Here is a 26,761-nt window from a genome sequence, read left to right on the forward strand (position 1 = left end):
GCCAGTGAACTATCGGCCGGCGACGGTAAAGCGGATGCGGGTGCCGGGCACCGCCTGGGCGGCCCGGTGGACGTCCGCTTCCGGCACCACGCCGATCACCGGATAACCGCCGGTCACCGGCCGATCGGCGAGAAACAGCGTCGGTCGACCCCTGGTCGGGACCTGGAGCGCGCCGAGCACCACGCCCTCGCTGCCGAGCTCACCGCTGCGCCGACGCGGCAGCTCGGGACCGGCGAGCCGGATCCCGACCCGGTCGGCATCGGACGTCACGGTGAATTCGGCGCTGCCCAACCGGTCCAGGGCCTCGTCGCTGAACCAGTCGTCGCGGGGCCCGAGCCGCAGCGGCAGCGCCAACGGTTCGGTGTGGAATGTCGCGACGGGGGCGAAGTCGAGTGCGGGCCAGTCGGCGGCGGCACCGCCCACGGGCAGCACGTCGCCGGCTCGCAGCGGAGGCGTTCCGAGCCCGGCCATGGTGTCCCACGACATGGATCCGAGTACGTCTTGGCCGACGAGGCCACCGCGGACCGCGACATAGGTGCGCAGTCCGGCGGTCGGCGCGCCGAGCGTGACGCGCTGTCCGGCCTGCGCCGCGAACGCGGCGTTCATCGCATGTGGGCGGCCGTCGCACGTAATGGGGACCGGGGCGCCGGTCACCGCGATCAACGTCGGCGCGTCGACGCTGAATGTCATGCGGCCCAACGCCACTTCGATACACGGCGCGCCCGGCAGATTGCCGACGAGCCGATTCGCCAGGTCGTACGAGGGTCGGTCGGCGGCGCCGGACTCGCCCACCCCGAGGTGGGCCAGGCCGTGCCTGCCGGAATCCTCCAGCAGTGCCAGCATGCCGACCGACTCGACCGTGAGTTTCCTCATCGGTCGGCATCCCGGAATCGCACCACCGCGCCGGGGCGCAGGACGGCGGGCGGGTCGGCATCGGGATCCCACAGCACGGCGTCGGTGTGGCCGAGCAGTTGCCAACCGCCGGGAGACACCCGGGGATACACCGCCGAGAAGGCGCCCGCGATGGCGACGGCGCCGGCAGGCACCCGGACGCGCGCCTCGTCGCGCCGGGGGACGTGGAGCCGGGGGTCGCCGCCGACCAGGTACGAGAAGCCCGGCGCGAAGCCGCAGAACGCGACGGTCCAGACACTGCCGGTGTGCGCGGCGATCACCTCGGCGACGGTGAGGCCGGTCAGCGCCGACACGGCGTCCAGATCCTCGCCGTCGTAGTGCACATCGATGACATGCTCGTCGCTCTCGCCGAGCTCCTCGGCGCCGGGTCGAATCCGGCCCAGCGCGGCGCGCACCGCGGACGCGGTCGTCACGTGGGGATCGACGGTGACGAGCAGCGTGGTCAGGCCCGGCACCACCTCGCGCACACCTGGCAGTTCGGCGACGCGGATCGCGGCGGCCCAGCGGTGCACCGTCCGGTTGTCGTCGAGGTCGAGGAGCCAGGCGTGCTCGCCGCAGGCCCGTAACGCGGGTCGCACGTCAACGCGGGAGGTCACCGAATGGGAACGAGTTCGACCCCGGCGGCTTCGAGCGCGGCGCGGGTCTTGCGTGCGATGTCGACGGCGCCGGGGGTGTCGCAGTGCACGAGCAGCGCCTCCGCGGTGACGTTGACCTCGCTGCCGTCATTGGCGGTGAGATGACCCTCCTTGACCATCTGCACAGCCCGCGCCGACGCGGCGTCGGCATCGGTCAGCAACGCGTTCGGCTCGAGGCGGGACTGCAGCAGACCCTCCGGCGTGTAGGCCCGGTCGACGAACGCCTCGGCCACCATCCGCAGGCCGGCCTCCTGGCCGAGCCGCCAGACCTCGGTGCCCGGCGACGCGAGAAGTGGCAGATTCCCGCCGTATTCGACCGCGGCGTCCACGAGTGCCTGCGCGTGTTCGGTGTTCTTGGTGACGACGGTCCACAGCGCGCCGTGGGCGCGGATGAAATCGACCTTGCCGCCTGCCAGTCGGGCGAACACCTCGAGCGCCCCGATCTGGTAGAGCAGGTCGTCGCGCAGTTCGTCCCCGGGCATCGCGATGTAGCGGCGGCCGAAGCCGTGCAGGTCGCGGTAGCTCACCTGGGCGCCGATGGCCACCCCGTTCTTGACCGAGATCGCACACGTGCGTCGCATGATGCCCGGGTCGCCGCCGTGGAAGCCGCAGGCGATGTTCGCGCTGGTGACGATCTCGAGCAGGGCATCGTCGTCACCCAGGCTCCAACGGCCCAGTCCCTCACCGATATCCGTCGTCAACGCTACTTGCGGCGCCATGGGCCTCCTGCCCTCCTAGGGTCGATGTGCTCCGAGTATCCACCCGCCGGCACGGCCAGGAACAGCACCGGTCACTGCAGACGATCGTTCACTGATACTGCCGATTCTCGGAACTGTGCCTGCAGCGACCGCCGGACCGTGGCGACGGACGGGTCGTCGGCCCGCGCGTGGCGGGTCAGGGTGACCAGCCTGCGCGACCAGCCGGTCTCCCACCGGACCAGCGACGCGGTCTCGCGCTGCGGGGGCAGTACCAACCGGGGCAGGATGCTGGCGGCGGCGCCCTGGTGGACCACGAGCAGGAGCAGATTCAGGTCGTGGGACTCGTACTGCACGGCGGGTGTGAAGCCCAAGCCCTGGCAGTGCTGCACCGCCCAGGACCGCGAGGCCGCCCCCACCGGTTCCAGCGCCCAGGACAGCGTGCGTGCGGTTCTCGCGAACTCACGACTGCCCAGTAAGGACGACGCCACCACGATCTCCAGCGGATCCTCGGTGAGGATCTCCCGGTGCACATGGCGTGGCACCGCTGGTGTGGCACCGGGATACTCCTCGCTGACCACGAGGTCGAAGTCCCCGGTGAGCAAGGCGGGGACCGCCACCTCGGGCTCGGATTCGACGAGTTCGACTCGCAGCCCGGGGTGGCGGCGCTGGCAGTCGAGCAGCGCCGGGATGAGTGCGCGGGCGGCGCTCGCGAACGCCGCCACCCGGCAGGTGCCCGTGGGTGAGTCCTCCGGTGACCGCAGTTCGGACTGGGCCAGTTCGAGGGCGGCCAGGATGTCGGCGCCCCGCTCCGCGAGTCGCTGACCCGCTTCGGTGAGCCGCACACCGCGCCCGATGCGCTCGAGCAGCGCGGCGCCGGCCTCCCGTTCCAGGAGGGCGAGCTGCTGGGAGATGCCCGAGGGGCTCATGTGCAGGGCGGTGGCCACCGCCGCGATGGTGCCGCGCTGGCTCAGCTCGACGAGGAAGCGCAATCGGCGGACGTCTAGCATCGCCCGATTCTAGGGACACTTCAGCATTGCTGCCGGATCGACGGCAGGAATCGGTGGTTTTCCGCCGCGCTGCGCCGTGCCTACTCTCCCTTCAGGAGGTGAGTCGTGCTGACGACCGAACCGTTTCTGCTCAACCCCCACCGGACTCCCGCCCGGACCGCCGTACCGCGGCAGACCGACGAGATCCGGCGATTCCACGAGACTCTGCCCGGCTACGCGGTGACCCCGCTGCTGACGCTGCCTGCGGTCGCCGAGACGCTCGGACTGGGTGCCGTGCTGGTCAAGGACGAGTCGCTGCGACTCGGGTTGCCGGCGTTCAAGATGCTCGGCGCGTCCTGGGCGGTTCACCGCGCGCTGCAGGGCAGCGATCGCAAGTCGCCCCGCCTCGTCACCGCCACCGACGGCAACCACGGACGTGCCGTGGCGCGGATGGCGGCGCTGATGAAGCTGCCGGCCACGATCGTCATTCCCCGGGGTGTCTCCGAGCGGGCCATCGACCTGATCCGGGCCGAAGGCGCCGAGGTCCGCGTCCTCGACGTGTCGTACGACGACGCCGTCCGGGAGGCCGCCGCGCTGGCCGAGACCGACCCGAATGCGATTCTCGTGCAGGACACCTCGTGGCCGGGATACGAGGACGTCCCGCAGTGGATCGTCGACGGATACGCAACGCTCTTCGACGAGGCGGCCGAACAGGCCGTGGAACTGGGGGCGGGGATCGACCTCATCATCGTCCCCGCCGGGGTCGGGTCGCTCGCCCACGCTGCGGTGACGTTCGCCCGGTCCCGGTCCGACTGCCGGGTCGTCACCGTCGAACCCGACGTCGCGGACTGCATTCGGGCCAGCCTGGCGGCCGGGGCGCTGACCACCGTGCCGACGGGCGAAACCAGCATGGCCGGGCTGAACTGCGGCACCCCCGCCTATCTCGCCTGGCCGGACCTACAGGAGCACCTCGCCGGCGCTGTCGTCGTCGACGATGAGGCGACCGCGAAGGCCGTCGCCGAACTCGCCGCGCTGGGGCTCGATGCCGGCCCCTGCGGTGCGGCGAGCCTGGCCGCGCTGAAAATCCTGGCCGGGTTCCCGGCGCGTTCGCAGTTCGGGCTGGGTCCGAGTTCGCGGATCCTGCTGCTCAACACCGAAGGGGCGAGTGCCAGCGGGTAGCGGCCCTACTCAGCCGAGTGACCTGACGATCGCCGGCAGTTGTTCGAACGAGACCGCTTGTCGGTCGTGGCTGGGCCGTCCCACATAGATCGCCGCCATCCCCACCCGGCGAGGGCCCTCGACGTCGGCCGCCCAGTTGTCGCCCACGAAAACCGCGTTGGACGGCTCGATTTCGTACTCCCGGAGCGCGGCGTGGAAGATCTCCCGATGGGGTTTCCGCCAGCCGACGTCGACCGAGGTGACGACACGGCTGATGGCGTGGTGGAACCCGAACTGCCGGGACATACGCGGAACCAACCGCGGATCGTGGGTGTTGCTGACGATCGCCAGCGTGTGGTCGGCCGCCAGATCGAAGACGCACTCCACGGCGCCCGCGGCGGCGGCCACATCTGCGGTCCACGCGTCGAAATACTCGTTGATCAACGTGTCGAAGGCGTCCGAGGTCAGCGGGGGAGATCCGATGGAGCGCCAATAGTGTTGTGCGACATCCTGCATCGAGTATTCGCGGCCGGTCCGATGGGCATCGGCGTCGAGATCGTCCCAAACCTTCTGCCACTTCGCAATTGACGTGTCCTCGGAGATGTCCACACCCGCGCGCCGCGCGAAAGCCAAGGGCGCATTGTGGATTGCCGGATGTATCGATGGGTCGTAGTCGACCAGTGTGCCGAAGAAATCGAAGAACACGTGCGTGACCACAGCTCGCCTCTCTCTAGCTGTGCTCAACAGTACCCAGCAGCATCGCGATCAACCTGAGACCGCTGTGCCCCGAGGGCACCGGCAGAGACCCCCTCACATCACGATCGGTGACGTCGCCTCCAGCGGGAAGCTGTGACGACATCTCAGAACTGTGAGATGCCCAGGTCGACTGCGATGGCGGCGGCCGTGACGAATCTCGACTGGTCCGAGGCCAGCCAGCACACGGCGTCTGAGATGTCCTCCGGTTCGGCGATGCCCTCCGGCAGGAACGGCGTGATCATGTTCATCAGGACCGGATTGGTCTCTGCGGATCTCGTCAGCGCCGTGACCATGTCGCCGCTGCCCATCGGCGTGTTCACGGCACCGGGATGCAGGCTGTTCACCCGGACGTGGTGGCGGCCGAGTTCCGCGGCGAACGCTCGCGCCATCCCCGTGACCGCATGCTTGCTCGCGGTGTAGTGCACCATGAACGGCTGCATGTTGATGCCTGCGGCGGAGCTGATGAGAATCACCGATCCGCCGCCGCTGTCGATGACGTGCTGGGCGCCCGCCATCACCGTGTTCCATGTCCCGGTCACGTTGATGTCCATGACGTCGCGAAATGCGGTCGGAGTGATTTCGTTCCAGGCCGCTGGAATGGTGATGCCGGCATTCGCCACGATGACGTTCAGGCCGCCGAGACGAGCGACGCCGTCGTCGACGACCGCGCGCAGGCCGTCCAGGTCTCGAGTGTCCACCGCGGCCGATACCACACGGCGGCCGTTCTTTTCGATCAGACGGACGGTCTCCGCCAGATCGTCCGGGGTCGGCGAGTCGTACGGCACCTCGGCGGGCAGAGGGCCGGCGAGGTCGACAGCGATGATGTCGGCGCCCTCGGCGCTGAGTCTGTCGGCATGGGCGCGACCCTGGCCGCGCGCCGCCCCGGTGATGAGTGCGACCTTGCCGGTGAGTAGCCCTGTCACTGGGTCAGCGTCCTTTCGTCGGCAGCCTGCCCAGGTAGTTATATCAGCTAGCTAACCGCTCACGCCGAGGCGAGTCCTCAGGTGGTGTCCCGGGTGGTTTGCGGGCGCATCTCACGTATCGAGGTCGGTGATCCCGCCACGCCAGGCGGCGAGGATGTCGTCGACGTGCGCACTTATCTGCTGCCGCGCCTCGTCGCGATCCATCCCGGACATGAGCAGATCGTCGTAGTCCGTGTCGACATGGCGGACCGAGGCGGCGACGGCTTGGCGGACGGCGTCCGGAGTCGACGCCCGGCGGGCGCGCCTGCTCCCGCGCACCGCGGCGTGGTAGGCGATCGCCTCGGCGCGGGCGGTGGGGCAGCCGGGGAACTGCTCGCGGATGGCGTCGGCGAATTCGCCGCGGATCTGTTGGTCGACGGCGGCCCGGCGGTGCGTGCGTGCGCCGGTGTCCTCGAGGCACTGCCGGGCGGCCGACTCGATGGCGTCCGCTTCCAGCAGCGTGCCCTGACGCTCGAAGTGACCGCGGCGCAGGTTCCGTTGGAAGACGACGGCGCACAACCGGCTCGCGGCGGTGGCGCGACGGGTCAGGGCGGCATCGCCGGAGGGCAGGAACACGAGGTGGCCGAGGTCGGCACAGTCCAGGCAGCGGGCGCCGTTCTTGGTCTCGAGGTACAGCTCGCCGTCGCTGTCGCCGCACGCCGCGCACTCCCAGGCACGGGCGGACATCAGCTGAAGCGGACGTTGTTTCGGCACGTCGGGGGCGGGATGCTCGCCGGCAGCCCAGCGGGTACGGAACATGCGCTCGGCGGCGGGCTCGCCGGTGGTGAACCGGCGGCCGCCGTAGTCGGTGTCCCACGGCTGCAGGTTCTGGCTTCGGGCCCAGCTTTGCAGGGCGTCCAGTGCCGCGGCGACCTGCGCTGGCTCGACGGACACGCAGAGGGACAGGGCGGTGACATGGCCGTAGAACCAGCGGGGGACGTTGGCCTCGGTGAGCCACCCGAGACCGATCAGGACGTCGAGGGGCGTGACGAACTGCCGCTCGGCCAGTGCGGCTTCGGCGATGCGTGCGACCCGGGTGTCCAGTCCTGCCATGATGTGCCCGAGACTAATCCGACCCTCCGACACGTCGGATGCGCGTCAAGGCCGAGGGGTCAGCTCCACAGTTCGCCCAAGCCGCTCAACGACATCCAGCCGAGATAGAGCGTGAGGAGCCACACCGCCAGGCCGACGATCTTGAGCCAGAGTGGGTAGCGATACCCGCCCATCAGGTCCCGGCGCATCCACGCCACCCACACCACCACGGTGAAACCGATCGGCAGGATGAGCCCGTTGAAGGCGCCCGCGAACACGAGCAGCGTCACCGGGGCCGCGCCGAGAACAAGGAAGAGGACGGCGCTGATCGCGATGAAACCGACCGTCAGCAGGTTCTGCCGGCGGCGCGGGGTGGTGGACTTCGTCAGGAACGACACCGACGTGTAGGCGGCGCCGATCACCGAGGTGATCGCGGCCGCCCACAGGATGACCCCGAAGAGCACCGTGCCGACGGTGCCCAACGCGGCCTCGAACGCCGACGCGGTGGGGTTGTCCTCGGCGAGTGCGACACCGCCTGCGGTCACGCCGAGGATCGCCAGGAAGAGCAGTGCCCGCATCACGCCCGTGACGGCGATCCCGTACACCGAGGCGCGGGTGATCCGCCCGACGTTCGCCGGCCCGGTGATGCCGGTGTCGAGCAGGCGGTGGGCGCCCGCATAGGTGATGTAGCCGCCCACGGTCCCGCCGACGATCGTGGTGATGGCGAGGAAGTCGATGGTGTCGGGCAGCACCGCATTGCGCAGTGCCTCACCGAGCGGCGGCCGCGACACGATCGCCGTGTAGGCGGTCATCGCGATCATCCCGGCGCCCAGCACGACGACGATCCGGTCCAGCGCGACGCCCGCTCGTTTGCTCAGGAAGATGGCGACCGCGATCAGTGCGGAGACCGCGCCGCCAATCCGGGGGTCGAGCCCGAACATCGCGTCGGTGCCGAGCCCGGCGCCGCTGACGTTGCCGATGTTGAAGACCAGTCCGCCCACGACCACCAGGCCGGCCAGCGCGTACCCGACGCCGGGCAGGACCCGGTTGCCGAGTTCGTGGGCGCGGACCTCCGACACGCCGATCACCCGCCACACGTTCATCTGGACGGCGAAGTCGATGAGGATCGAGGCGAGGATCGCGAAAGCGAAGGCAGCGCCGAGTTTGACGGTGAAGTCCGTTGTCTGCGTGATGAATCCGGGGCCGATCGCGCTGGTGGCCATGAGGAACATCGCGCCGAGCAGTGCCGTCCGCGCCGATTCTGGCTTTGCGGTGTCCTTGGCGGTCAGTTCCTGCGCGGGGTCCCCGGACTTGTCCATGTGTCGTGTCCTCACGCGTCGTTACTCGGCTGGAGGTGCGGCAACGATCACCCCCATCGCGTGGAGTCGATGATCATTCGCGCACATCAGTGTGACACCGGATGCCCGGTATTTCGTTGGTTACTCAGCCGCACGCGGCCCGCCCATCCACAGCAAGTCAGTACGCAGAGAGCGCCTTCGCCCGCCGGACGATCCGGTCGATCAGCCGGTCGTCGATGTCGAAGTCGAGGATCACCGGATCGGCCTTCACGGTCCCACGGGCATGCCGCATCATCTCCGGCATCTCGCCGACCCGTTCGACGAACTCGTCGATGAAGGCGCCGTAGCTCTGCAGCGGCATGTCGGCCAGCCGGGCGCAGTCGCGGATGACGTCGGCGTACGGTCCGGACGTGGTGGCGCCGCGACACATCTCGGACACCCCCAGGAAACGGTCGTGATAGTCCATCAGCCGGTTGGCGACCTGCAGAACCGCATCGGCATCGACCACGCTCTCGTCCTCGCCGCGGTAGTCGAACGTGGCGGCGAACGCCGGCGCCGACAGGAAGCTCTCGACCTCCTCGGCGAGTCGCATCATGTCGTCCATCCGGTCGACGACGAAGTGACCCACCGCCCGGCCACTGCACAGGTGCGGACCCGTCGCGGTCATGAAGCCGAGCGCACTGTCACGCAACCGTGCCATCAGCGGCCGCCGCCGCTGGACGAGCACGGACGCGAATGCCGCCCACCGCCAGCATGGCGGCTTCTCGGTCACCAACCGTTGCAGGTCCGCCGGGGTGGACGCGACGGTGGCCACCTCCGACGGGTCGACCGGCGGATCGTCAGCAGCCCCGTCGGCCACCGCCAACGACTCCATCGCGGTCGCGCCGTCCGGCCCGTAGACGCCGCGGCTGTCCCCCCGCAACGTCCACCGGTGCTGTTGCTCGGCCCGCTGCGCCACCTCGGCGTCACGCTCGGCCGCGGCGAGGCTGCGCTCGTGCATGCGCCGCGACACCGCCACCACGGCAACAACACTCGCCACCACGGCGGCGCCGGCGACGATCCACCAGAAGTACTCGACCACCAGACCGAGCAACACCAGCGCGGCGAAGACGCTGCCGAATCCGGCGCCGCCACTTCGACGATCCCCCATGGCGACACGGTAGGAGACGGCACCGACAACTCCTCGCCGACCGACATGTCGGACCCCCGGTTCAGACTCCGATCAACCGACGCGGCGCAGCGGAGTTTCGCGTCCGACGAATTGGGGGCGGTATGGGAAACAGGGCGAACTTCGTCATCGTCGAGAACGGCGATTGGCGGCTGTACTACTCGCACTGGGGCGGCTGCCGGATGCTCGACGCGCTCGTCGGTGGGCCCGAGCTGGCGGTGCGGTACGTCGAGTCGCTGCGACGGTGCCCGAAGGACGAGTGGGTGTCGCCGATGTGGGCCGACGGCGGCGCGGTCGTGGACCTGGATCGCCGTCGGCTGCTGTTCTTCGGCGATTCGGTGATGACCGAGATGAACGAGCGTCGCGCCGTGCTGCAGGCGCTGTCGGTGGTATGGCCCGGCTACGAGATCGGCTGGGCGTACGACGGCACCGTCGAGATCGCCGGCTACGTCGGCGCCGAGCTGCGGCCGGAAGTGTGGGACCGGAAACCGAAGGTAAAGCTGGCCCGAGGCCGCGGTCACCTGTGCCACGTGGTGTCCGTCATCGACGCCGCCGGGCAGTTGCGATTCTGGCCGCTGTGGTGGCACCTCAGTAAGGCCTGGCGCGGGCCAACGCTGATCGACGACCTGCCGGGAAACGGAGTCAGCCGGCTGCGGTTGCGGAAGATCCCCGAAGGGGGCTGCCACATCGACATTCCGCGAAAGACGATGAGCGCGTGGCAGACCGCGGACACGATGGGCATCTTCCAGGCCCTGCCCGAGCTGTCGCCGGGCTGGCAGACCGAGGTCTGGAGGACCGGTTCGAAGAGCACGTCGCCCGATGCGGGGGAGCGCTGCGGGTGGCGGAGCTCGATGTCGCCGCCGGTGCGGCGAACGCAACGGCGTGGATACGCGAGCGGGTCTACCAGAGCTTCGAGGACAGCCCGCTGGGCCAGATCGCGAGTCTGATGCAGGTGCTGGCACCGGTAGGGCCGGGCTCGGAGGTGAGCGCAGACGCCGTCTTCGACGACGGTGTGCGACCGCGGGCCGACGAATGGGCGCGCTTCGCCGCGGCGTGCGAGGCGTTGCAGCGCCGTGAGGCCGCCTGATGACGCGCCGGCTCCAGCCCGATCGGGAACACGCTGGGACGGCGGGCTGTCCCGCGCGGAGAGTAGCGTCCGCGTCATGAGCGAGGGGCGCCGGCGTCGCAGCGCCAAGCAGGCGCGTCGTGATGCCAAACGGTCGAAGGTGCGGGAGCCGGACACACCAGAGGAATCCTCGCTGGTCGACGAGGTTCGTCAGGCGCTGGCCGGGCATCCGCTGGACCTGCTGGGCATGGTCAGCATGCTCATCGAATCCACCGTCCCCGACCCGCTGGCGTGGCTGCCGAATCGTCCGCAGCGCGAGACCGTCGACCTCGACAGGCTGCTCGACGGCCTCATCGGCACACCGATCCCGGAGACCTCCGCGCTGCTCGCCGTCCTGGCCGAATTCCTCGAGGACGCAGACCTGCGGCAGCGATGCCGCCACGAGGTCGCCGCCCGAGACGACGAGCTGCCGGACTGGCTCGCCGACCTCGCGCACGTCGACGTGTTCCGGGCGGCGCGCATGACGCACGTGCTCGGCGACAACGACGAGGTGCTGCTCGGAGCCGCACTCGCCGGCGGTGACGAACTGACGTGTGTCGCGTTCATCGACCACAACCAGCTCTCCGCGGTCAAAGACGCGTTCCCGGTGCCCGATTCGGTGGACAACGTGATCCGCATCGCTGCGGAGAACAACACCGATCCCGACATCACGTTCGTCGAGATGAGTCTGGCCGACGCGCGGGCGTGGATCGACCACGGCCTGCAGCAGCATGCCGTCTTCATGGATCAGACGGACACCTGGCCGGCGTGCCGCCCGCTTCTGCGTTGGCTGATCCGTCACCTCCCCGAGGGCGGCGCCAAATACCGGGCGCCCATGTCGGATGGCGCATCGTTGGAAACGCTCTGCGACGACTTCTTCGCCTCGGCGTCCGGTGCCCCGTTCAGCCAACGGCTGCATGGGGACATGTTGTTAGGGCTGCTGTCGGACGGAGATCCGGTGCGGTGGAGTGTGCCGCGGGTGAGGCGCGCGCTCAGGGACTCGTGGTACGACGAATTCAGCACCCCGGTCGAGGTGGCGATCGACGCCCCGGAACTCCTGAAGAGCTTCATCCCATTTGCGCACGCGCAGAGCGGGATTCGGGAGGCGCTCACCGCAGAAGCGCTCGCTGCCGTCGACGCCGCAGCCCCGGCCTACCGGGAGGCGGTGTGGCGAGACACCGAGGAGGAATTCGACTAGATACGGCAGGCGACCGCTTACCCACGGTCACACGCGCGCCAGCACGTCGCTGATCCGCGTCAGCACCTTCTCCAGCGTTTCGGGCGTGGTGGCGAAGTTCACGCGGGCGAAGGAGGTGGTGTCGACATCGGTGTGCTGGGAGAAGTCCGCGCCGGGGCTGAGCTGCACACGCCCTCTCGAGAGGATCTGCGCCGTCGGATCGTCTCCCAACGCGGTTCGGCTGAAGTCGATCCAACTCAGGTAGGTCGCCTCCGGAGCGTGCGCGGTGAGGTCGGGATGGGACGCCACCCACTCGCTGATACGCGCGCGGTTGGCGGTCAGGAGCGCCTGCACGTCGCGCTGCCAGTCACCGCCGTGCCGCCACGCGGCGACCGTCGCCACCCGGCTGAGCGCACTGGGCGTCCCGAAATAGTCCAGCGGCGCCCGGTCGAGGGCCGCGGCGGTCGGGTCATGCCCGATATGCGCGACGGCGCAACGGGTTCCGGCCAGGTTGAACGCCTTGGTCGCCGACGTGGCGGTGATGGTCAGCGCTTCGACGTCGGCCCCCAGCGACGCGAACGGGGTGTGCGCGTGCGGCGCGTACATCACCTCGGCGTGGATCTCATCTGCCAGCACCGGGATCCGGTGGTCGAGCGCGAGTGCCGCCAGGCCGTCCAGCTCGGCGCGGGTGAACACCCGTCCGGTCGGGTTGTGCGGATTCACCAGCACGAACAACGCCGGCCGGTACTGCTCGAACAGCTGACGGTAATGCGCCAGGTCGAAAGTCCAGCCGTCGACGGACTCGTCCAACGGCAGGGCCAGCGGCCGGCGTCCGGCCCGTGCGATCGCGGCCAGGAACGGCGGATAGTTCGGCACCTGCAGCGCGATCCAGTCGCCGGGGCCGGTGGTGTCCTCGATGACGATCTGCAGGATCTGGATCAGGTCGCTGAAGACGCGCGTCCGCTCCGGACGGGGCGCCCACCCGTAACGAGTACGCATGCGGTCCTCGAACGCCGCGATCACCGGATCACCGTCGGGCCAGTAGGGATAGCCGAGGTCCTGCCGATCGATCGTCTCGCGCAGGGCCGCCGCGACCTCGGGCGGGAAGCCGAGGTCCATGTCGGCGACCCAGGCGGGAATGACGTCGTCGGGCACCGCCGTCCACTTGGCGCCGTGGCCGTCGCGCAGCCGCTCCGGGGGAGGGAACATCAGCGGGCGGGCACGGGTGCCGGCATCAGCATGAGGACGTCGCGCAGGCTCTCCATCTGACCATGATGCTGCGCCAGCTCCTCGAAGACGTGCTGCAGGGCGGCGCCCTGGGTCAGCGCCCGCTGCGGCCCGAGGAAGGCCGCCGGGGGCTCACGGCGCAGCGGCGCCTCGGGGGAGGCGTCGGCCACGTCGCGGCGCATCTGATCGGCGACCACCGCGGCACGCGCGACCAGGTCCTCGACGCGTCCCTGCGCGTCGAACTCTGCGTCCCGGTCGCGCTCGACGACCCGCCCGCTGACGAACCCGCCCACCCAGGCGTCGATCACGGCCAGGCAGTGGTGCAGCAGCGCATACGGGGTGTTGGCGCCCGGGTAGGCCTGGGCATTGGCGCGATCGTCACCGAGGTCGGTCACGATCTGCACCATCCCCGCCAGGGCGCGGTCGGTGTAGTACAGGTAGTCGTCGCGCGTCAGCATCGCTCTCCAAAAGTCACCGGTTCAGATGGTGACGGAGTTTGCCTTATCGAGTGTCACCGGTCAAGATGGTGACGTGAGTTTCGTGTTTGTCAGCGGGAACCTGGCGCTGGATCTGGCCGGCACCCGTAAGTGGCGACGGACGGAACCCGAGGAACTGCTCGCGACTCCGGGCGACCTGTCGCGCTGGTTCGCCGAGACAGGCGAACTGACCGACGGAATCGCCGTCGGCGACGACGCCTTCCGCAGCGCGCTGACGCTCCGCGAGGCGGTGTACCGACTCGCGTCGGCGCGGCTGGCCGGCGACCGCTTCGCGAAATCCGACCTGGCGGTGGTCAACGACCTGGCGGCTCGGCCGGGCATGCGCATTGAACTGTCGGCCCGCGGAGTGGCCAAATCCGGCGACGCGCACGCGGCGCTCGCCGACGTCGCCCGGTCGGCGATCGAGGTGCTCGCCGACGACTCCGTCGCGATGAAGGAGTGCGGCCGCCCGACGTGCACGCGGATCTACCTCGACCGCTCGCGCGGGGCCCGTCGCACCTGGTGCGGCATGGACGAATGCGGCAACCGCGTGAAGGCGGCCGCCTATCGCGCGCGCAAACGCGCCGCCGCCGACAGCTGACCCTGCCGTTCAACATCGCTGCGGCGCGACGCTTCTCGAGTGTCACCCGCCGGGAACCGACAAGCCGCGTAACACGAGATTTACCGTCACCACCTTGACAGGTGACGCACGGCTGCGCAGGATCTCTTCAACGTCACCCGTCTAGACGGTGACGACGGAGAGAATCGCGGAGGAACCCGATGGACCCCACCACAGTGGCCACCAACCGTCTGACGACCAGTGAGGTATCCGCACGGCTGGAGCGGTTGCCGTGGACGCGGTATCAGCGCGGGCTCTTCCTGATGATCGCCACCGCGTGGCTGTTCGACTCGATCGACCTCGGCGCGCTGACCTTTCTCCTCGCTCCGATCAGCCAGGAGTTCGGCCTCACCCCGACGCAGAGCGGTCTGGTCGGCAGCGCCACGTTCGCCGGGATGTTCATCGGGGCGGTCGGCGCCGGGATGCTGGCCGACCGCTTCGGCCGCCTGACCGTGTTCAAGTACAGCATCCTGATCTGGGGCAGTGCGAGCCTGCTACTGGCGTTCTCGTGGGACTTCGCCAGCCTCACCTCGTTCCGGCTGCTGCTCGGCATCGGGATGGGCGCCGAATTCCCCGTCGCCGCAGCGCTTCTCTCCGAGTTCATGCCGACCGCCAAACGCGGCCGCTACGTCGCGCTCATGGAGGGCACCTGGCCGGTGGGCTTCATCCTCGCCGGCGTGCTGTCGTTCATCCTGCTGTCGACGACGCTGGGCTGGCGCGGCTTCTTCGTGATGCAGGCGCTGCTCGCGGTGGTCGCGCTGATCGCGCGGCGCAACCTGCCGGAATCGCCACGCTGGTTGACCTCCCGCGGGCGCTACGACGACGCCCGAGCGACGCTCGAGAGGCTCGAGCGCAACACCGAACGGGCCAGTGGCCGAGAGCTTCCCGAGCCGCAGCCCCACCTGTCTCTCGACGCGTCGACCGATTCCGCGGGCTGGCGGACCCTGTTCTCCCCGGACTACCGCACGCGCACCGTCGCCAGCTGGGCGATGTGGTTCTGCCTGCTCGGCGGCTACTACGGGCTGACGACGTGGCTGGGCAAGCTGCTCGCCGACTCCGGCTTCGACGTGGTCAAGTCCGTCGGTTACATCGTGGTCATGGCGCTGTGGGGCATCCCGGGATTCCTGACGGCCGCGTACCTCATCGAGCGGATCGGGCGGAGGCTGTGTCTCGTGGGATTCGCGCTCTCCGCCGCGGTGGCGGCGTTCCTCTACGGCAACGCCGCGACGCTGCCCGAGTTGATCATCACCGGATCGTTCCTGCAGTTCTTCTTCTTCGGTATGTTCTCGTCGATCTTCGCGTTCACGCCCGAACTGTTCCCGACGCGGGCCCGCGCACTGGGGATGGGCAGCTCGACGGCGGCGGGCCGGCTCGGCTCGATCTTCGGCCCGCTGGTCGTGCCCATGGTCATCGCCTCGCACGGGCCCACGGTCGTATTCGCCGCCAGTGCAGTGTTGTTCGTCGTCGGATCGGCCATCGCCCTGTTCTTCCTCCCCGAGACGCGGCAGTCGGTCCTGGAGGAGATCTCCGCCTGAGGCCGCGATCCCGATCTGGCCGCCGTCACGCGGCCAGTCGGTCGGCAGCCTCGCCAACGCTCGTCGTCCGCCGTGGCAGCTTCGCGGTGGACGGCGAGCGCTCCTGTCCGCGGTAGCGCAGCAGATACCGGTCGATCTGCTCCTGGCGTACCGGTTGCGCCCAGATGTTCGCGCCGTTGACCGGGTTGCCGCTCTCGTCGGACTCCGCCACTTTCCGCGCGCCGATCCGGAAGCCCACGACCGCCGCGCTCATCATGACCACCAGGCACAACCCGATCCCACCGGCCAGGTAGCTTCCCGCGGCCAGCGCATAGACGAACGTCCCGAGCGCCACGAACCCGAGCAACAGGCAGACGTACGCGACGTTGGTCGCCGACACACGTCCCCACGCTCTCACCATGATGTCCTCCTCGCTTCCTGACCAACACGCTACGCGTATCGTAGCGATACGTCTAGTGTAGCGTTTCAGGCGGAGGGGAAATTCCATCCAGGGAGAGGCCATGCCGCAGCGCCGCGCCGTCGACGACGACATCGTCGACACCGCAATGGAGTTGCTGCGCACCCGCGGCCCGCGTGCCGTGACCGTTGAAGCCGTGACGGCGAAGTCCGGCATCGCCAAGACCACGATCTACCGGCGCCACCGCGACCGCCGCGACATGCTCACCGCCGCGCTGTCCCGGCTCGCCGATCCGGATCCGCCCCCGCCGCAGGCCGACGCGCAGGAGCGGCTCCGCTGGCTGATCGCCCACGCGGTCGCGATGGTCGAAGACGGTATCGGCTACGGCGGATTCGCCGCGCTCCTCACCGACGAGGATCCGGAGTACGCCACCGCCTTCCGCCAGATCCTCGTCGATCGGCGGGGGCGTCTCGAGGCCGTGGTGCACGTCGGCAAGGCCGACGGCGACTTCCGCGCCGACGTCCACCCCGCCACCCTCATCGACGGCATGGTCGGCGCCTACATTGCTGAGCGCGCCAGGACCGGCGGCGTCGCCGACGGCTGGGAAGAGCGCCTGTTCGAGCTGTACTGGCCCGCCGTGCGCGTTGACTCTGCGCCTCGTCTCGCACGAGCGCCGAGACTGCGGTGAGATCGCGAAACCGGCGGGTTTCGTGATCTGACAGCAGTCTCGGCGAGCAGTTCCTGCCACGCGCCGGTCAATCACTGCCAGCGGGATGAATGCCGCTGACCTGCCGGTTGTGCAGATCAGACCGGCCAGGAACACCTCCCGACCGAGAGACACAGAAGAGGTAAGGGACATGACCAAGTTCGGAATCGCCACCCTGTTCGCCGGCGCCACCACCGCCGCCTTCCTGGGCCTGGCCGCCCCGGCCGCCGCCGCCCCCGCCGGCCCCGGCAACGCCGCCGACACCATCAGCTCGCTCGACGATCGCGGCTACGAGGTCCGGGTCACCCAGCAGGGCATGACCAAGTCACTCGACGACTCCAGCATCGTGTCGGTGCGCTACGACAACGACGACCGCGTCGTCTACGTCACCACCCGCTGACACCACCCACATACCAAGGGCGCCCCGCATGCGGGGCGCCCTTTTCGTTGACTCTGTACTCAGGGCGGACATTTCTTGCGTTTCGACGCGCCGAGTGCAGAGTCAATGCCCGAAACTAGACCCCCGCGGGCACCTTTGCGCCCATCGACGACCGCAGCGCGGTGAACTCCGAGATGGTGCGCGTTGCCACCGACGCCACCGGCCGGGCGTTGCGGCCCGTCGCCTCGGTCTTCGACACCATCACCACGCTGTCGATGTAGGGCTGGATGGTCGTCGCGTTCTGCACCGTCGCCACGATCACCAACTGGAACCCGAACTTGCGGAACGCCTGCAGCGCCTGCGATGCGAACTGCGGGTCGGACTTCGAGAACGCCTCGTCGAGCATCAGCTGCGCGAACACCGGCCGGTTGTCCACACTGCCGGGTGCGGCCAGGTTGAAGCTCAACGCGCCCGCCAGGCAGAACGCCATCAGCTTCTCCTGCTCACCGCCCGAGTTGTCGCCCGCATTGCTGTGCGTGCGGATCAACTCCTCCGAGGCGATGTCCCACTCCGCGCAGTCGAACGTGAACCGGTTGCGCACATCCAGCGCATCGCGTGTCCACGCCTTATCCTCCGGCGCCGTCGACGCCAACCGGTTGCGCAGCCGCAGGATGTCGGCGTACTGGTCGAGGATCGCCTGCTTGTCCCCGAGGCCGACCTCGGCGATCCGCCGCGAGATGGCCCGCACAATCTCCGTCAGCTCCGACACCGCCGCCAGCGACCGCGGGGTCGCCCGCAGCGTCAGCCGCGTCCCGCGGTTGAACTCCACCGCGCCGAGCCCGGTGTTGACCCGCTCGATCTGCTCGGCGATCCGCCGCGCTTCCTGCTCGGCCACCCGGTGCAGCGTCAGGATCGCGTCCGGCGCCTGCTCGGTCACCAGTCTCATCATCCGCTCGTAGGCCTCGGGCAGCTCGCGCTCGTCGATGTGCCGGCACAGCGCCACGTAGTCGTGCACCCGCTCGTCGAACACATCGCTGTCATTGGGGATTGCGTCCGGGAACGTCGTGTCGAACGTGTTGAGGATCCGCGCCAGCTCGTCGTACGACCGGCGACGGCTCTCCCGCAGCTGTTCGCGCTCCCGCTTGATCGCCGCGAACAGCGCATCGCGGTGCGGCTCCGGGTTCAGCAGCTCCAACGCCACCGGCACCTGCGCGGCGTAGCGCCGCAGCAACTCCGTCAACGGCTCCGACACGAATCTATGCTCTTCGCGCAGGCGCTCATCGGCCGCCGGCGACAACCGCTCCGCCAACTCCAGCAACTGCGTGCGCCGCGCGTCGAGATCGTCGCGGCGGGTCTGCACCGCGCCCCGGCGCGTCATCAATGTCTGGATCTGCGACCAGCATTCGTCGGCGCGGGCGGTCAACGCCTCGATGTCGGGGTTGTCGGCGAGCAGCAGCTCGTACTGTTCGCGCAGCCGGTCGGCGTGCCCGTCGGCGGTCTCGGTGTCGATCTGGCTCCACTGCGGGAACTGCTCACAGATCGCCTTGCCCGCCGCGGCGCGGTCCCGCCACTGCTGGCGCTGGGCGGCGATCTCGTCGGCCACCCGCCGCGCCCGCGCGTACGCCTCCTCGGCCGCCGCCAGGTCCACGGTCAACGCATTGATCTTCGCCGACACGTCGCCCTGGTAGAGATACTCCGACTGCTTGACCGGCCGCCGGTCGTCCTTGACCGCCAACCGGTCGGAGTCCTTGTACAGACCGGTGTCGGTGACCGCCCGGCGGAACCGCGCGAACACGTCCGGGGTGTCGACGCAGATGTGGTCACCGACGGAGGTCACGATGTCGACCGCCTCGGCCGCGCACGGATGCGTCGCATCGACGGCGAACAGCTTGCCGGCCAACGTGTTCGGCTCCGGCTCGGCCGGCGCCGCGCCCAGCGACCGCACCCGCACGTGGTGCAGCTGCAGCCGGCCGCGCATGTTGGTCTCGTTGACGAAGCGCAGCACCGCCGCCCAGTGCGCGTCGGGTACCAGCAGCCGCAGCCCCGCACCGCGCAGCACCTTCTCCACCGCGGTCCGCCACCGCGTCTGGTCCGGCCGCAGATCCATCAGCTCCGCGACATACGGCAACTCGGACGCGTCGAGCCCGAGCGCGCCGCAGATCTGCTCGCGCATCGTCAGCGCGAACTCCGGCAGCGCCGAACCGACCTGCTCGACGCGGCGGAGCTCCTTGGCGGCCTCGTCGCGTTCCAGCCGCGCCGCCTTCTGCGCGTACTCGGCGTCGGTGGACGCCTCGCGCTGCAGCTCGACCTTGGCCAGCAGCTCGTTGGCCTCGGCGAGCAGCTCCTCGCGCAGGTTCCAGAACTCCTCGGCGGTGTCCGGGACGTCGAGCCCGTGCGCGGTCAGCAGATCCTCGTAGGCGGCGCGGCGGCGCGACACCTGTTCGGCCGCGGCCTCCGCCGCGGTGACCTGCGACTGCAGCGGCGCCAGGTTCGCGCTCGACCCGTTGATCTGTGCGTTGAGCGAATCCGCCTCGGACTTGGCGAGATTCAGCGACCGGGTGACGTCCTCGACCTCGTTGTCGAGCTGCTCGATGGTCGAGTCCAGCTGCGCGATCTGCGCCGGGCACTGCGCCAGCCGCACGTGGTCGGTGTAGGCCCGCACCATCGGCAGGTCCACCAGGTCGATGATGCCCAGATCCGACGACTCCGACGCATACCGCTGTTGGATCTTCTCGATGTCGCCGAGGATCTTGCGTTTGCGCTGCGCGACCGCGAGCAGTTCGCGGGCCTCCACCAGCGGGTCGATCTGCTTGAGCGCCTCCGGCAGCCGGGCCAGGCTGTCGGGCTCGTCGAGCATGAACTCCCGCACGAACTGTTCCAGCCCGCCCACGCTCTTGAGCGACTTCGCCTTGCCCAGCAGCTGCTGCGCGGCGTCGGAGGCGCGGATGCCGATGGTCGCGTACAGCTGCGCGAGATACTGCGACTCCACCTTGGTGGTGAACCGCCAGCCGTGCTCCTTGAACACGCCGGTGTCGAAACGCCCCGCCGCCCAACGGTTGCAGACGTCCTCGATGTCGAGGTCGCCGTCGCCGATCACGAACCGGCTCGACGAATCCGCGCGGGACTCGCCGGTCAGCCACTTGAGCACCAGCCCGGTGACGGTGCGGCCCGAGTCGCCGGCGTAGGTGACCGCGATCGCCGACCAGACGGTGCCCTCACCGCGCAGGTACATCACCCGGCTGGTGCCGCCGTCGCTGCGCTGACCCCACGCGCCGCGCACGTACTTGTCGACGGTGCGCCGGCCCGCGCTCGACCCGGCGGCGGTGTGGTCGCCCGAGGCGTTGAAATTGCGCCGGTTGAACGGCAGGAACCCGAGCGAGATCGCGTCCAGCAGAGACGATTTGCCGCTGCCCGAGCCGCCGGCGATCAGTGCCCCGCCGGGACTGAACGGAATCGAGTGGTAGCCGTCGAACACGCCCCAGTTGATGACCTGCAGGCGGGACAGGTGGAACTGCTCAGTCATCGAGGGCCACCTCCTCGGCGGGTGCGCCGCCGCGCTGCAGCTGCTCGAACTGCTGCTGCAGTTCGGTGATCACGCTGGCCGTCATGACGGCGGTGATGACGGGGGAGATCGTGTAGCTGTCCTCGTCGTCCCGGCTGCGACGCAGGATCTCCAGCCCGGTGAGCCGCGCGATCGCGGCGTCGACGCGCCCGGCGAACGTGACGGCGTCGCGGTCGGTGTCGTTGAGCACCCCGGAGAACAGGCCGTGGATCTCCTCGCGGCTGATCAGCACGCTCTGCCCGCCCGACGCGCGCATCATCAGCGCCAGGTGCAGCGAAAGGATCGAGTCGTAGGTGCCCAGCGGCTCGCGGCGCAGAAGCTTGACGCCCCTTGCCGATTCGTACCGCGCCTGCTCGACGAACGCGACGTCGGTCCCGTCCACGATGCGCAGCAGTAGATCCAGTTCGGACAGCCGCACGCTGAGCTGGTCGCGGTACTCGAGCACCCAGGCGTACAGGTCGCTGTCGGCCTCGGCGCTGATGTAGCGGCGGGTCAGCAGGTGCTGCAGCGCCCAGCAGGCCCGGTCGGGCAGTTCGGAGACGTCGCCGTCGAAGCGCGGGCGGCGCTGGTGCGGGGGACGGGCGTGCTGGTCGACCTGGGGCAGGTCCGAGAACGCCGCGAAGTCGGCCTCGTGCTCGGTGGTCACTGTGCGGCTCCGACCGTGATGGGTTCGCTGAACGTCAGCTCGGGCACGGCGATCTCGCGGTCGACGCCGTCGAGGGACCGGAACCGCACCGTCCGCGACGCGGCGGGTGCCTCGCCGGGCTGCTTGAGCGCCCAGGACCACAGCACGATGACGTGGCCGAGGTAGGCGTTCTCGAGCAGGCCGACCGCATCGGGCAGCGACACCGGCCCGGTGGTGATCGCGGCGTTGAGCATGTCGGACATCGCCGGGGCGTCGACCTGCGTGGTGAGCGCCGCGAAGCCGGTCAGATCCACCTCGCCGGCGGCGGGCCGGGCCGGCTTCGGTGCGGACAGGTCGCCGATCTTGAAGCTGAGCGCGCCGACGCTGCTGATCGCGTGGCGCGCCAGCGGCAGTTCGAGGTCGAGCCGCGAATCGGTCAGCGATGTCTTGAGCAGCGCGCGGGCCGCGCCGATTGCGTCGTTCAGCTGGCGGGCCACGCCGCGGCTCTGCTCGAGCGTGCCGAACGCGGTGAACCGCTTGACCCGCTGGGCGCAGCGCTGCTGGATGCGCTCCACCTCGTCGATCTGGTGGCCGACCAGCTCGAAGAACCCGGCCATCACCTTGCGCAGCGCCGGGTCGAGCAGGGGGAGCGCCTCGGCCACCGCGGCGACGTCGGCCTCGAACTCGGCGCGCTGATCGGGATCGTTGATCATCCGCAGGAACGCGCGGTGGGAGTCGCGGCCCTGGGAGTCCCAGGCGGCCTGGTAGTCGGCGTACATCTGCCGCTGGCGGTCGCGGTAGGCGACGTTGCTGTCGATCGGCTCGTCGAGGGCGGCGGTGGCCTGCTCGATCATCGTGCCGTACTGGCCGATGTCGGTGATGAGCCGTTCCATCTGCAGCGCGATGGCGCGGGCCTCGTCGTAGCAGTCGGTGGCATCGGGGGCGGGACGGTGCCCGGCCTCGAGCTCGTCGAGCTCGGCCTGCAGCGCCGCGATCTCGGCCTCGATGCTCTTGCGGATCGGCGCCGGGTCGGTGCCGACGCGGATCGCGACCTGCTTGAGCCGCGACGCGATGCCGTTGATCGAGCCGCCGGTGGCGATGGTGTCCTGGCGGCGCATCCCGCGCAGGAAGTCCAGCGCGCGGCGGGCGTCCTGCGTGAGGTAGCACACGTTGCGGTCGCTGCGCTCGTCGACGACGCGGTGCAGCCAGCCCTGCCCGGCCCACGTCTTGATCAGCGCCAGCCCGGTCTGCCCGTCAGGGTGGTTCAGCTCGACGAGGTCGCGTTCCAGCGCCACCACCAGCTCGGTCTCCCCGACGACGCCGTCGGACAGGTGGCGCTCCATCAGCGTGGCGTACAGCCCCAGGTTGTGGGCGGCCAGCAGCCGGATGGCCAGCGATCCCTGCACGTCGCGGTTGTGTTCGAGCAGGTCAGCAACCGGCAGCGCCGCGTTGTCGTCCACCTGCGTTCCTCGGTCCAGTCGTCTCATGTCGGATGCCCCAACATAGGCGACGCCACCGACGGCTCCAATCCGAGCCGACGTCGTCGGCGGCCCGAGGGTCAGTCCTTTTTGCGCGGACCCTTCTTACCGCTGGTCTTGCCCTCCGGCGGCTTCTGCGGGCCGAGCCCGGTGAGGCGTCCGACCGTCCCGACGCCCGGGAGTGCGCCGACGGCCCGGAACGCCGCGTCACCGTGGGCGGCCAGGGCCTCGAGCTGCGGCAGGATCCGGTCCATCGCCTGCAGGGTCGGGTCCGCGAGCGCGATGTAGCGCTCGAACCGGTCCAGGGTGGTGTTCAGCCGTTCGGTGGCCGTGGCGAGGTTCTCGATGAGCCCGGGCAGCTCGGCGAGGAGTTGGGCGGACGCCGTCGGTACGCGCAGCGCGCCGGCGGCCGCCTCCTGCGCGGCGGCCAGCGCGGCCTGTGCCGCGGATCGGATGTCGCCGGGTTTCGGGGTCTCCGAGTCACTCATGCGTCAACTGTGCCCGGACCGCGGCCGGCACACAGGATGATTCGGCGATTCGACCGCCGCCACGTCCACAACACGGCGGTCCGCCACGTCGACTAGGGGAACAAGACTGACCCAATGATCGGTAGCGCAGGCGTCGCGTCGGCTGCGCTGGTCGACTACCCCAGCTCGGCGAGCTGCGGCACCGCAGGCGCGATCCCGTCGATCCAGGCCGCCGGCGAGCCGCCGGGCGGCATGACGATCGCGGTGTGCACCCCGACCTTGGCGTAATCGGCCATGGCGCGGACGAAGTCGTCCGTCGACCCGGGTTGCGGCCCCTGGTGGGCGAGGATGGTCACGCGGATGTCGTTGACGTCGCGGCCGACGTCGTCGCAGTGCCGGCGCAGCACGTCGAGCTTGTGCGCGACCTCCTCCGGCGAGCCGAACAGGTTGCACGCGTCGCCGTACTGGGCGACCAGACGCAGCGTCTTGCGCTCGCCGCTGCCGCCGATCATCACCTTCGGGCGGTTGATCGGCTGCGGCGCGCACAGCGTCTCGGCCAGCTGGTAGTGCTTGCCCTGATACGGCCCGTCACTGGCGGGATCCCACATCTGCGCACAGATTTGCAGCGTCTCCTCGAGCCGCTCGAAACGCTCGGCCAGCGGCGGATACGGCACGCCCAGCCCGACGTGCTCACGCTCGAACCACGCGGCGCCGATCCCCAGCCAGGCCCGTCCGCCCGACAGCACGTCCACCGTCGTCACCGTCTTGGCGAGCAGCCCGGGATGCCGGTACGTCACGCCGGTCACCAGCAGGCCGAGCTCGACCCGCTTCGTGTGCGCAGCCATGAAGCCCAGCGCGGTGTAGCCCTCGAGCATGTTCGACTCGGCCGGCAGGCCGGTCGGCTCGATCTGAAAGAAGTGGTCCATGAACGACAGCCAGGTCGCCCCCGACGCGTCGGCCGCCTCGCCGACGCGGGCGAGCTCACCGGCGATGGCGGTGGTCCCGCCGTCGATCTCGAAAATCGGCACGTGAAATCCAAGGTCCATGATCGGGGATAACCCCTGTGACGGACGCCGCATTCCCGCCTGGGGAATGGGCCGAACCGCCCGTCGGTTGGTAATGGGTTGTACGACCCAAAAATGAGAGGATCGCCATGCCCGCCGTGCACCACCGTTACGCCACGATCGACGGCCACCGCCTGTTCTACCGCGAGGCCGGGGATCCGGACGCCCCGACAGTCGTGCTGCTGCACGGGTATCCGACGAGTTCGTACATGTTCCGGCGCCTGGTGCCTGCGCTGGCCGACCGCTATCACGTCATCGCCCCCGATCATCTGGGCTTCGGCCTGTCCGACGCGCCCGGTGCCGACGAGTTCGACTACACCTTCGACGCGCTGAGCAGTCTGACCGCCGGTCTGCTGTCCCACCTCGGCGTCACGCGCTATGCGATCTACGTGCAGGACTACGGCGCGCCCATCGGGTGGCGGCTGGCGCTCGCCGACCCGGCTGCGATCACGGCGATCATCACCCAGAACGGCAACGGTTACGAAGCCGGCTTCGTCGAGAGCTTCTGGAAGACCGTGTGGGCGTATCAGAGTGCGCAGACGCCCGAGACCGAGGCGGCCGTGCGCGAATTCCTCACCCTCGAGGCGACGCGCTGGCAGTATGTCACCGGGGTGGCCGACGAGACCCTGCTCGACCCCGAGGCATGGCACCACGACCACGCGCTGATCTCACGGCCGGGCAACGACCGGGTGCAACTCGACCTCTTCCTCGACTACGAGACCAACGCGATGCTCTACCCGCGCCTGCACGAGTACTTCCGCGCCGGCCGCGTGCCGCTGCTGGCGGTGTGGGGCCGCGGTGACGAGATCTTCGGTCCCGCAGGTGCGCAGGCCTTCGCCGACGATCTGCCCGAGGCGGAGATCCACCTGATCGACGGTGGTCACTTCCTGCTGGAGTCCGCGTTCGACGAGACCACGGCCCTGATTCGCGACTTCCTGGACCGCACGGTGGCGCGGGACTGAGCGGTGCGCGCGGTGACTGGGCCGCGCATCCCATAACCGCAGGTGGCGCGCGGTAATCTGGGGGCATGGTCGAACCGGCGCCTCCGGAGCCGCGGCGGCTCACCGCCAAGGGGCGGGCCACCCGCGACCGCATCCTCGCCGCAGCCGCGGAACTCATTGTCGCTCGCGGGCTGTCGGCGCTGAACATGGTCGGCCTCCGCACGGCCGCGTCCGTGAGCGGATCGCAACTCGCGCACTACTTCACCGATAAGCAGGTGCTGGTCCGGGCGCTGATCGAGCGGCAGATTCAGGGCGTCCTGGATTTCCACCAGCAGCCCGTACTCGGCGGGTTGGACACGTTCGACGACTTCGAACGCTGGCTCGACCTCACCATGCGCGACCTGCGGCGGATCGGTTTCTCCGGCACGCCCACCTACCACGGCCTGGTGGGGCAGCTCGCCAAGACCGACGACGCGACCCGCGCCACCCTCGCCGACGGCTACCGACGCTGGATTTCGGTGCTCGAGGGGGCCATCGGCCGGATGAAGACGTCGGGGCTTCTGGTCGACGACGCCGATCCGCGGCAGCTGGCGCTGGTCATCGTGGGCGCTCACCAAGCCGGCGGCACCATGGCCTCCGTGTACCAAGAGGAGTGGCCGCAGGCGGATGCGCTGCGGTTCGCGGTGAACCGGCTGCGGATGTTCGCCGCCGATCCCGCCGAACGCGCCCCACGCCCGCCGCGCCGGCCGCGCACTCGACGGAGGACCGCATGACCGCGCCGGGCTTCACCCGCAAGGGGCAGGCGACGCGTGGTCGCATCGTCGACGCCACCGCCGAGTTGATGTTCGAACACGGTGTGGAAAGCACGACGATGGAGCGAGTGCGGGAGGCCGCCGACGTCAGCGGATCCCAGCTGTCGCACTACTTCCGCGGGAAGATCGACCTGACCCGCGAAGTCGTCGCCATGCGGCGGCGCAACCTCACGCAGTTCCACAACCAGCCCGATCTCGGCGCCCTCGACACCATCGACGGGATCCGGGCGTGGGCGCGAGCCTGCATCGCCGACATCGACACGGTTTACCGCCGCGGCGGGTGTGTCTACGGATCGCTGGTCGGTGAACTGATCGACGGCGAACCGGAGGTCCGCGACGACCTCGCCGCGGGACACGACGAGTGGATCGGGCTGTTCCGGGCGGGGCTGGCCGCGATGAAGAAGCGCGGGGAACTGCGCGCCGACGCCGATCCGCGCCATCTGGCGGTCTCACTCGTGGTCGCGCACCAGGGCGGAGCCATGCTCACGTTCGTCACCGGCGATCCGGAGTCGTTCCGCGCCAACATCACCGCCGCGGTGGAGTATGTGGAGTCGTTCCTGGCCGACGATGCCGGTCGATAGCGTGT

Annotated in this window: 28 protein-coding genes; 11 read left to right on the forward strand and 17 right to left on the reverse strand. The window is 69.5% G+C overall.

Going from position 1 to position 26,761, the window contains the following annotated elements; genetic code table 11:
* Positions 1-9 precede the first annotated feature (9 nt).
* From E4P42_RS01155 to E4P42_RS01170, 4 genes are all read right to left on the reverse strand, one after another.
* Positions 10-873 carry a biotin-dependent carboxyltransferase family protein gene (locus E4P42_RS01155; protein ID WP_135122513.1) on the reverse strand — a complete coding sequence of 288 codons (864 nt, stop codon included), beginning with the start codon at positions 871-873 and terminating at the stop codon, positions 10-12.
* Positions 870-1,508, reverse strand: coding sequence for an allophanate hydrolase subunit 1 (locus E4P42_RS01160; RefSeq protein ID WP_245233834.1), 639 nt, complete (start codon positions 1,506-1,508; stop codon positions 870-872). Before E4P42_RS01160 ends, E4P42_RS01155 begins: the two co-directional genes overlap by 4 nt.
* Positions 1,505-2,266, reverse strand: coding sequence for a LamB/YcsF family protein (locus tag E4P42_RS01165; protein WP_135122514.1), 762 nt, complete (start codon positions 2,264-2,266; stop codon positions 1,505-1,507). The genes E4P42_RS01160 and E4P42_RS01165 overlap by 4 nt, the downstream gene beginning before the upstream one ends.
* 71 nt (positions 2,267-2,337) lie before the next feature.
* On the reverse strand, positions 2,338-3,252 hold the full coding sequence (locus tag E4P42_RS01170) for a LysR family transcriptional regulator (protein WP_135122515.1): 915 nt from the start codon (positions 3,250-3,252) through the stop codon (positions 2,338-2,340).
* A 105-nt stretch (positions 3,253-3,357) separates the two neighbouring features.
* Here E4P42_RS01170 and E4P42_RS01175 point away from each other — a divergent pair, with 105 nt between their 5' ends.
* Positions 3,358-4,410 carry a pyridoxal-phosphate dependent enzyme gene (locus E4P42_RS01175; RefSeq protein WP_245233835.1) on the forward strand — a complete coding sequence of 351 codons (1,053 nt, stop codon included), beginning with the start codon at positions 3,358-3,360 and terminating at the stop codon, positions 4,408-4,410.
* Between the two features lie 9 nt (positions 4,411-4,419).
* Here the strand turns inward: E4P42_RS01175 and E4P42_RS01180 are convergent, their stop codons facing one another.
* The 5 genes from E4P42_RS01180 to E4P42_RS01200 all read right to left on the reverse strand — a co-directional run bounded on the left by E4P42_RS01180 (position 4,420) and on the right by E4P42_RS01200 (position 9,587).
* Positions 4,420-5,106, reverse strand: a complete 687-nt coding sequence (locus E4P42_RS01180; protein WP_135122516.1) for an HAD family hydrolase — start codon at positions 5,104-5,106, stop codon at positions 4,420-4,422.
* 143 nt (positions 5,107-5,249) lie between these two features.
* A complete protein-coding gene (locus E4P42_RS01185) occupies positions 5,250-6,068 on the reverse strand; it encodes a mycofactocin-coupled SDR family oxidoreductase (protein ID WP_135122517.1) in 819 nt (272 codons plus the stop codon).
* 111 nt (positions 6,069-6,179) lie between these two features.
* A complete protein-coding gene (locus tag E4P42_RS01190; protein ID WP_135122518.1) occupies positions 6,180-7,160 on the reverse strand; it encodes a DUF2293 domain-containing protein in 981 nt (326 codons plus the stop codon).
* A gap of 59 nt (positions 7,161-7,219) precedes the next feature.
* Entirely contained in the window at positions 7,220-8,458 is a 1,239-nt protein-coding gene (locus E4P42_RS01195; protein WP_135122519.1) for an NRAMP family divalent metal transporter, read from the reverse strand.
* 157 nt (positions 8,459-8,615) lie between these two features.
* The gene (locus E4P42_RS01200; RefSeq protein ID WP_135122520.1) at positions 8,616-9,587 is read right to left on the reverse strand and encodes a hypothetical protein; all 972 of its coding nucleotides are present in this window, start codon (positions 9,585-9,587) and stop codon (positions 8,616-8,618) included.
* Between the two features lie 122 nt (positions 9,588-9,709).
* Between E4P42_RS01200 and E4P42_RS27290 the strand changes: the two genes are divergently transcribed.
* From E4P42_RS27290 to E4P42_RS01210, 3 genes are all read left to right on the forward strand, one after another.
* Positions 9,710-10,552, forward strand: a complete 843-nt coding sequence (locus E4P42_RS27290) for a hypothetical protein (RefSeq protein ID WP_245233836.1) — start codon at positions 9,710-9,712, stop codon at positions 10,550-10,552.
* A gap of 5 nt (positions 10,553-10,557) precedes the next feature.
* Positions 10,558-10,692 (forward strand): hypothetical protein, encoded by a 135-nt coding sequence (locus E4P42_RS27555; protein ID WP_256371139.1) that lies wholly within the window; start codon positions 10,558-10,560, stop codon positions 10,690-10,692.
* A gap of 76 nt (positions 10,693-10,768) precedes the next feature.
* Complete coding sequence (locus E4P42_RS01210) at positions 10,769-11,908, forward strand: hypothetical protein (RefSeq protein WP_209305661.1); 1,140 nt, start codon at positions 10,769-10,771, stop codon at positions 11,906-11,908.
* 27 nt (positions 11,909-11,935) lie between these two features.
* Here the strand turns inward: E4P42_RS01210 and E4P42_RS01215 are convergent, their stop codons facing one another.
* Positions 11,936-13,096: a MalY/PatB family protein gene (locus E4P42_RS01215; RefSeq protein ID WP_209305662.1), complete on the reverse strand. Its 1,161-nt coding sequence runs from the start codon at positions 13,094-13,096 to the stop codon at positions 11,936-11,938.
* Positions 13,096-13,572 (reverse strand): DinB family protein, encoded by a 477-nt coding sequence (locus tag E4P42_RS01220; protein ID WP_135122521.1) that lies wholly within the window; start codon positions 13,570-13,572, stop codon positions 13,096-13,098. The genes E4P42_RS01215 and E4P42_RS01220 overlap by 1 nt, the downstream gene beginning before the upstream one ends.
* A gap of 73 nt (positions 13,573-13,645) precedes the next feature.
* On the opposite strand from E4P42_RS01220, the gene E4P42_RS01225 reads away from it, so the two are divergent.
* Complete coding sequence (locus E4P42_RS01225; RefSeq protein WP_245233837.1) at positions 13,646-14,191, forward strand: ABATE domain-containing protein; 546 nt, start codon at positions 13,646-13,648, stop codon at positions 14,189-14,191.
* Positions 14,192-14,370: 179 nt separating this feature from the next.
* Positions 14,371-15,744, forward strand: a complete 1,374-nt coding sequence (locus E4P42_RS01230) for an MFS transporter (protein ID WP_135122523.1) — start codon at positions 14,371-14,373, stop codon at positions 15,742-15,744.
* A 25-nt stretch (positions 15,745-15,769) separates the two neighbouring features.
* On the opposite strand, the gene E4P42_RS01235 is transcribed toward E4P42_RS01230, so the two are convergent.
* Positions 15,770-16,144: a hypothetical protein gene (locus tag E4P42_RS01235; protein ID WP_135122524.1), complete on the reverse strand. Its 375-nt coding sequence runs from the start codon at positions 16,142-16,144 to the stop codon at positions 15,770-15,772.
* 100 nt (positions 16,145-16,244) lie between these two features.
* On the opposite strand from E4P42_RS01235, the gene E4P42_RS01240 reads away from it, so the two are divergent.
* Both E4P42_RS01240 and E4P42_RS01245 read left to right on the forward strand, forming a co-directional pair.
* Positions 16,245-16,829, forward strand: coding sequence for a TetR/AcrR family transcriptional regulator (locus E4P42_RS01240; RefSeq protein ID WP_135122525.1), 585 nt, complete (start codon positions 16,245-16,247; stop codon positions 16,827-16,829).
* 169 nt (positions 16,830-16,998) lie between these two features.
* Complete coding sequence (locus tag E4P42_RS01245; protein ID WP_135122526.1) at positions 16,999-17,247, forward strand: hypothetical protein; 249 nt, start codon at positions 16,999-17,001, stop codon at positions 17,245-17,247.
* A gap of 115 nt (positions 17,248-17,362) precedes the next feature.
* Here E4P42_RS01245 and E4P42_RS01250 read toward each other — a convergent pair whose 3' ends face one another.
* The 5 genes from E4P42_RS01250 to E4P42_RS01270 form a co-directional block, all read right to left on the reverse strand.
* The gene (locus E4P42_RS01250; RefSeq protein ID WP_135122527.1) at positions 17,363-20,749 is read right to left on the reverse strand and encodes an ATP-binding protein; all 3,387 of its coding nucleotides are present in this window, start codon (positions 20,747-20,749) and stop codon (positions 17,363-17,365) included.
* On the reverse strand, positions 20,742-21,434 hold the full coding sequence (locus E4P42_RS01255; protein WP_135122528.1) for a DUF4194 domain-containing protein: 693 nt from the start codon (positions 21,432-21,434) through the stop codon (positions 20,742-20,744). The genes E4P42_RS01250 and E4P42_RS01255 overlap by 8 nt, the downstream gene beginning before the upstream one ends.
* Positions 21,431-22,900 (reverse strand): DUF3375 domain-containing protein, encoded by a 1,470-nt coding sequence (locus E4P42_RS01260; protein WP_135122529.1) that lies wholly within the window; start codon positions 22,898-22,900, stop codon positions 21,431-21,433. The genes E4P42_RS01255 and E4P42_RS01260 overlap by 4 nt, the downstream gene beginning before the upstream one ends.
* A 71-nt stretch (positions 22,901-22,971) precedes the next feature.
* Positions 22,972-23,379 carry a hypothetical protein gene (locus E4P42_RS01265; RefSeq protein WP_135122530.1) on the reverse strand — a complete coding sequence of 136 codons (408 nt, stop codon included), beginning with the start codon at positions 23,377-23,379 and terminating at the stop codon, positions 22,972-22,974.
* A gap of 155 nt (positions 23,380-23,534) precedes the next feature.
* On the reverse strand, positions 23,535-24,404 hold the full coding sequence (locus tag E4P42_RS01270) for an LLM class F420-dependent oxidoreductase (RefSeq protein ID WP_135122531.1): 870 nt from the start codon (positions 24,402-24,404) through the stop codon (positions 23,535-23,537).
* A 107-nt stretch (positions 24,405-24,511) separates the two neighbouring features.
* On the opposite strand from E4P42_RS01270, the gene E4P42_RS01275 reads away from it, so the two are divergent.
* The 3 genes from E4P42_RS01275 (at position 24,512) to E4P42_RS01285 (ending at position 26,756) form a co-directional block, all read left to right on the forward strand.
* The gene (locus E4P42_RS01275; RefSeq protein ID WP_135122532.1) at positions 24,512-25,384 is read left to right on the forward strand and encodes an alpha/beta fold hydrolase; all 873 of its coding nucleotides are present in this window, start codon (positions 24,512-24,514) and stop codon (positions 25,382-25,384) included.
* 65 nt (positions 25,385-25,449) lie between these two features.
* Entirely contained in the window at positions 25,450-26,136 is a 687-nt protein-coding gene (locus E4P42_RS01280; RefSeq protein ID WP_135122533.1) for a TetR/AcrR family transcriptional regulator, read from the forward strand.
* Positions 26,133-26,756, forward strand: coding sequence for a TetR/AcrR family transcriptional regulator (locus tag E4P42_RS01285; RefSeq protein ID WP_135122534.1), 624 nt, complete (start codon positions 26,133-26,135; stop codon positions 26,754-26,756). Before E4P42_RS01280 ends, E4P42_RS01285 begins: the two co-directional genes overlap by 4 nt.
* The last annotated feature ends 5 nt before the right edge of the window (positions 26,757-26,761 follow it).

It is taken from the genome of Mycobacterium sp. PS03-16, from assembly GCF_004570325.1.
In the GTDB taxonomy this organism is placed as follows: Bacteria; Actinomycetota; Actinomycetes; order Mycobacteriales; family Mycobacteriaceae; genus Mycobacterium.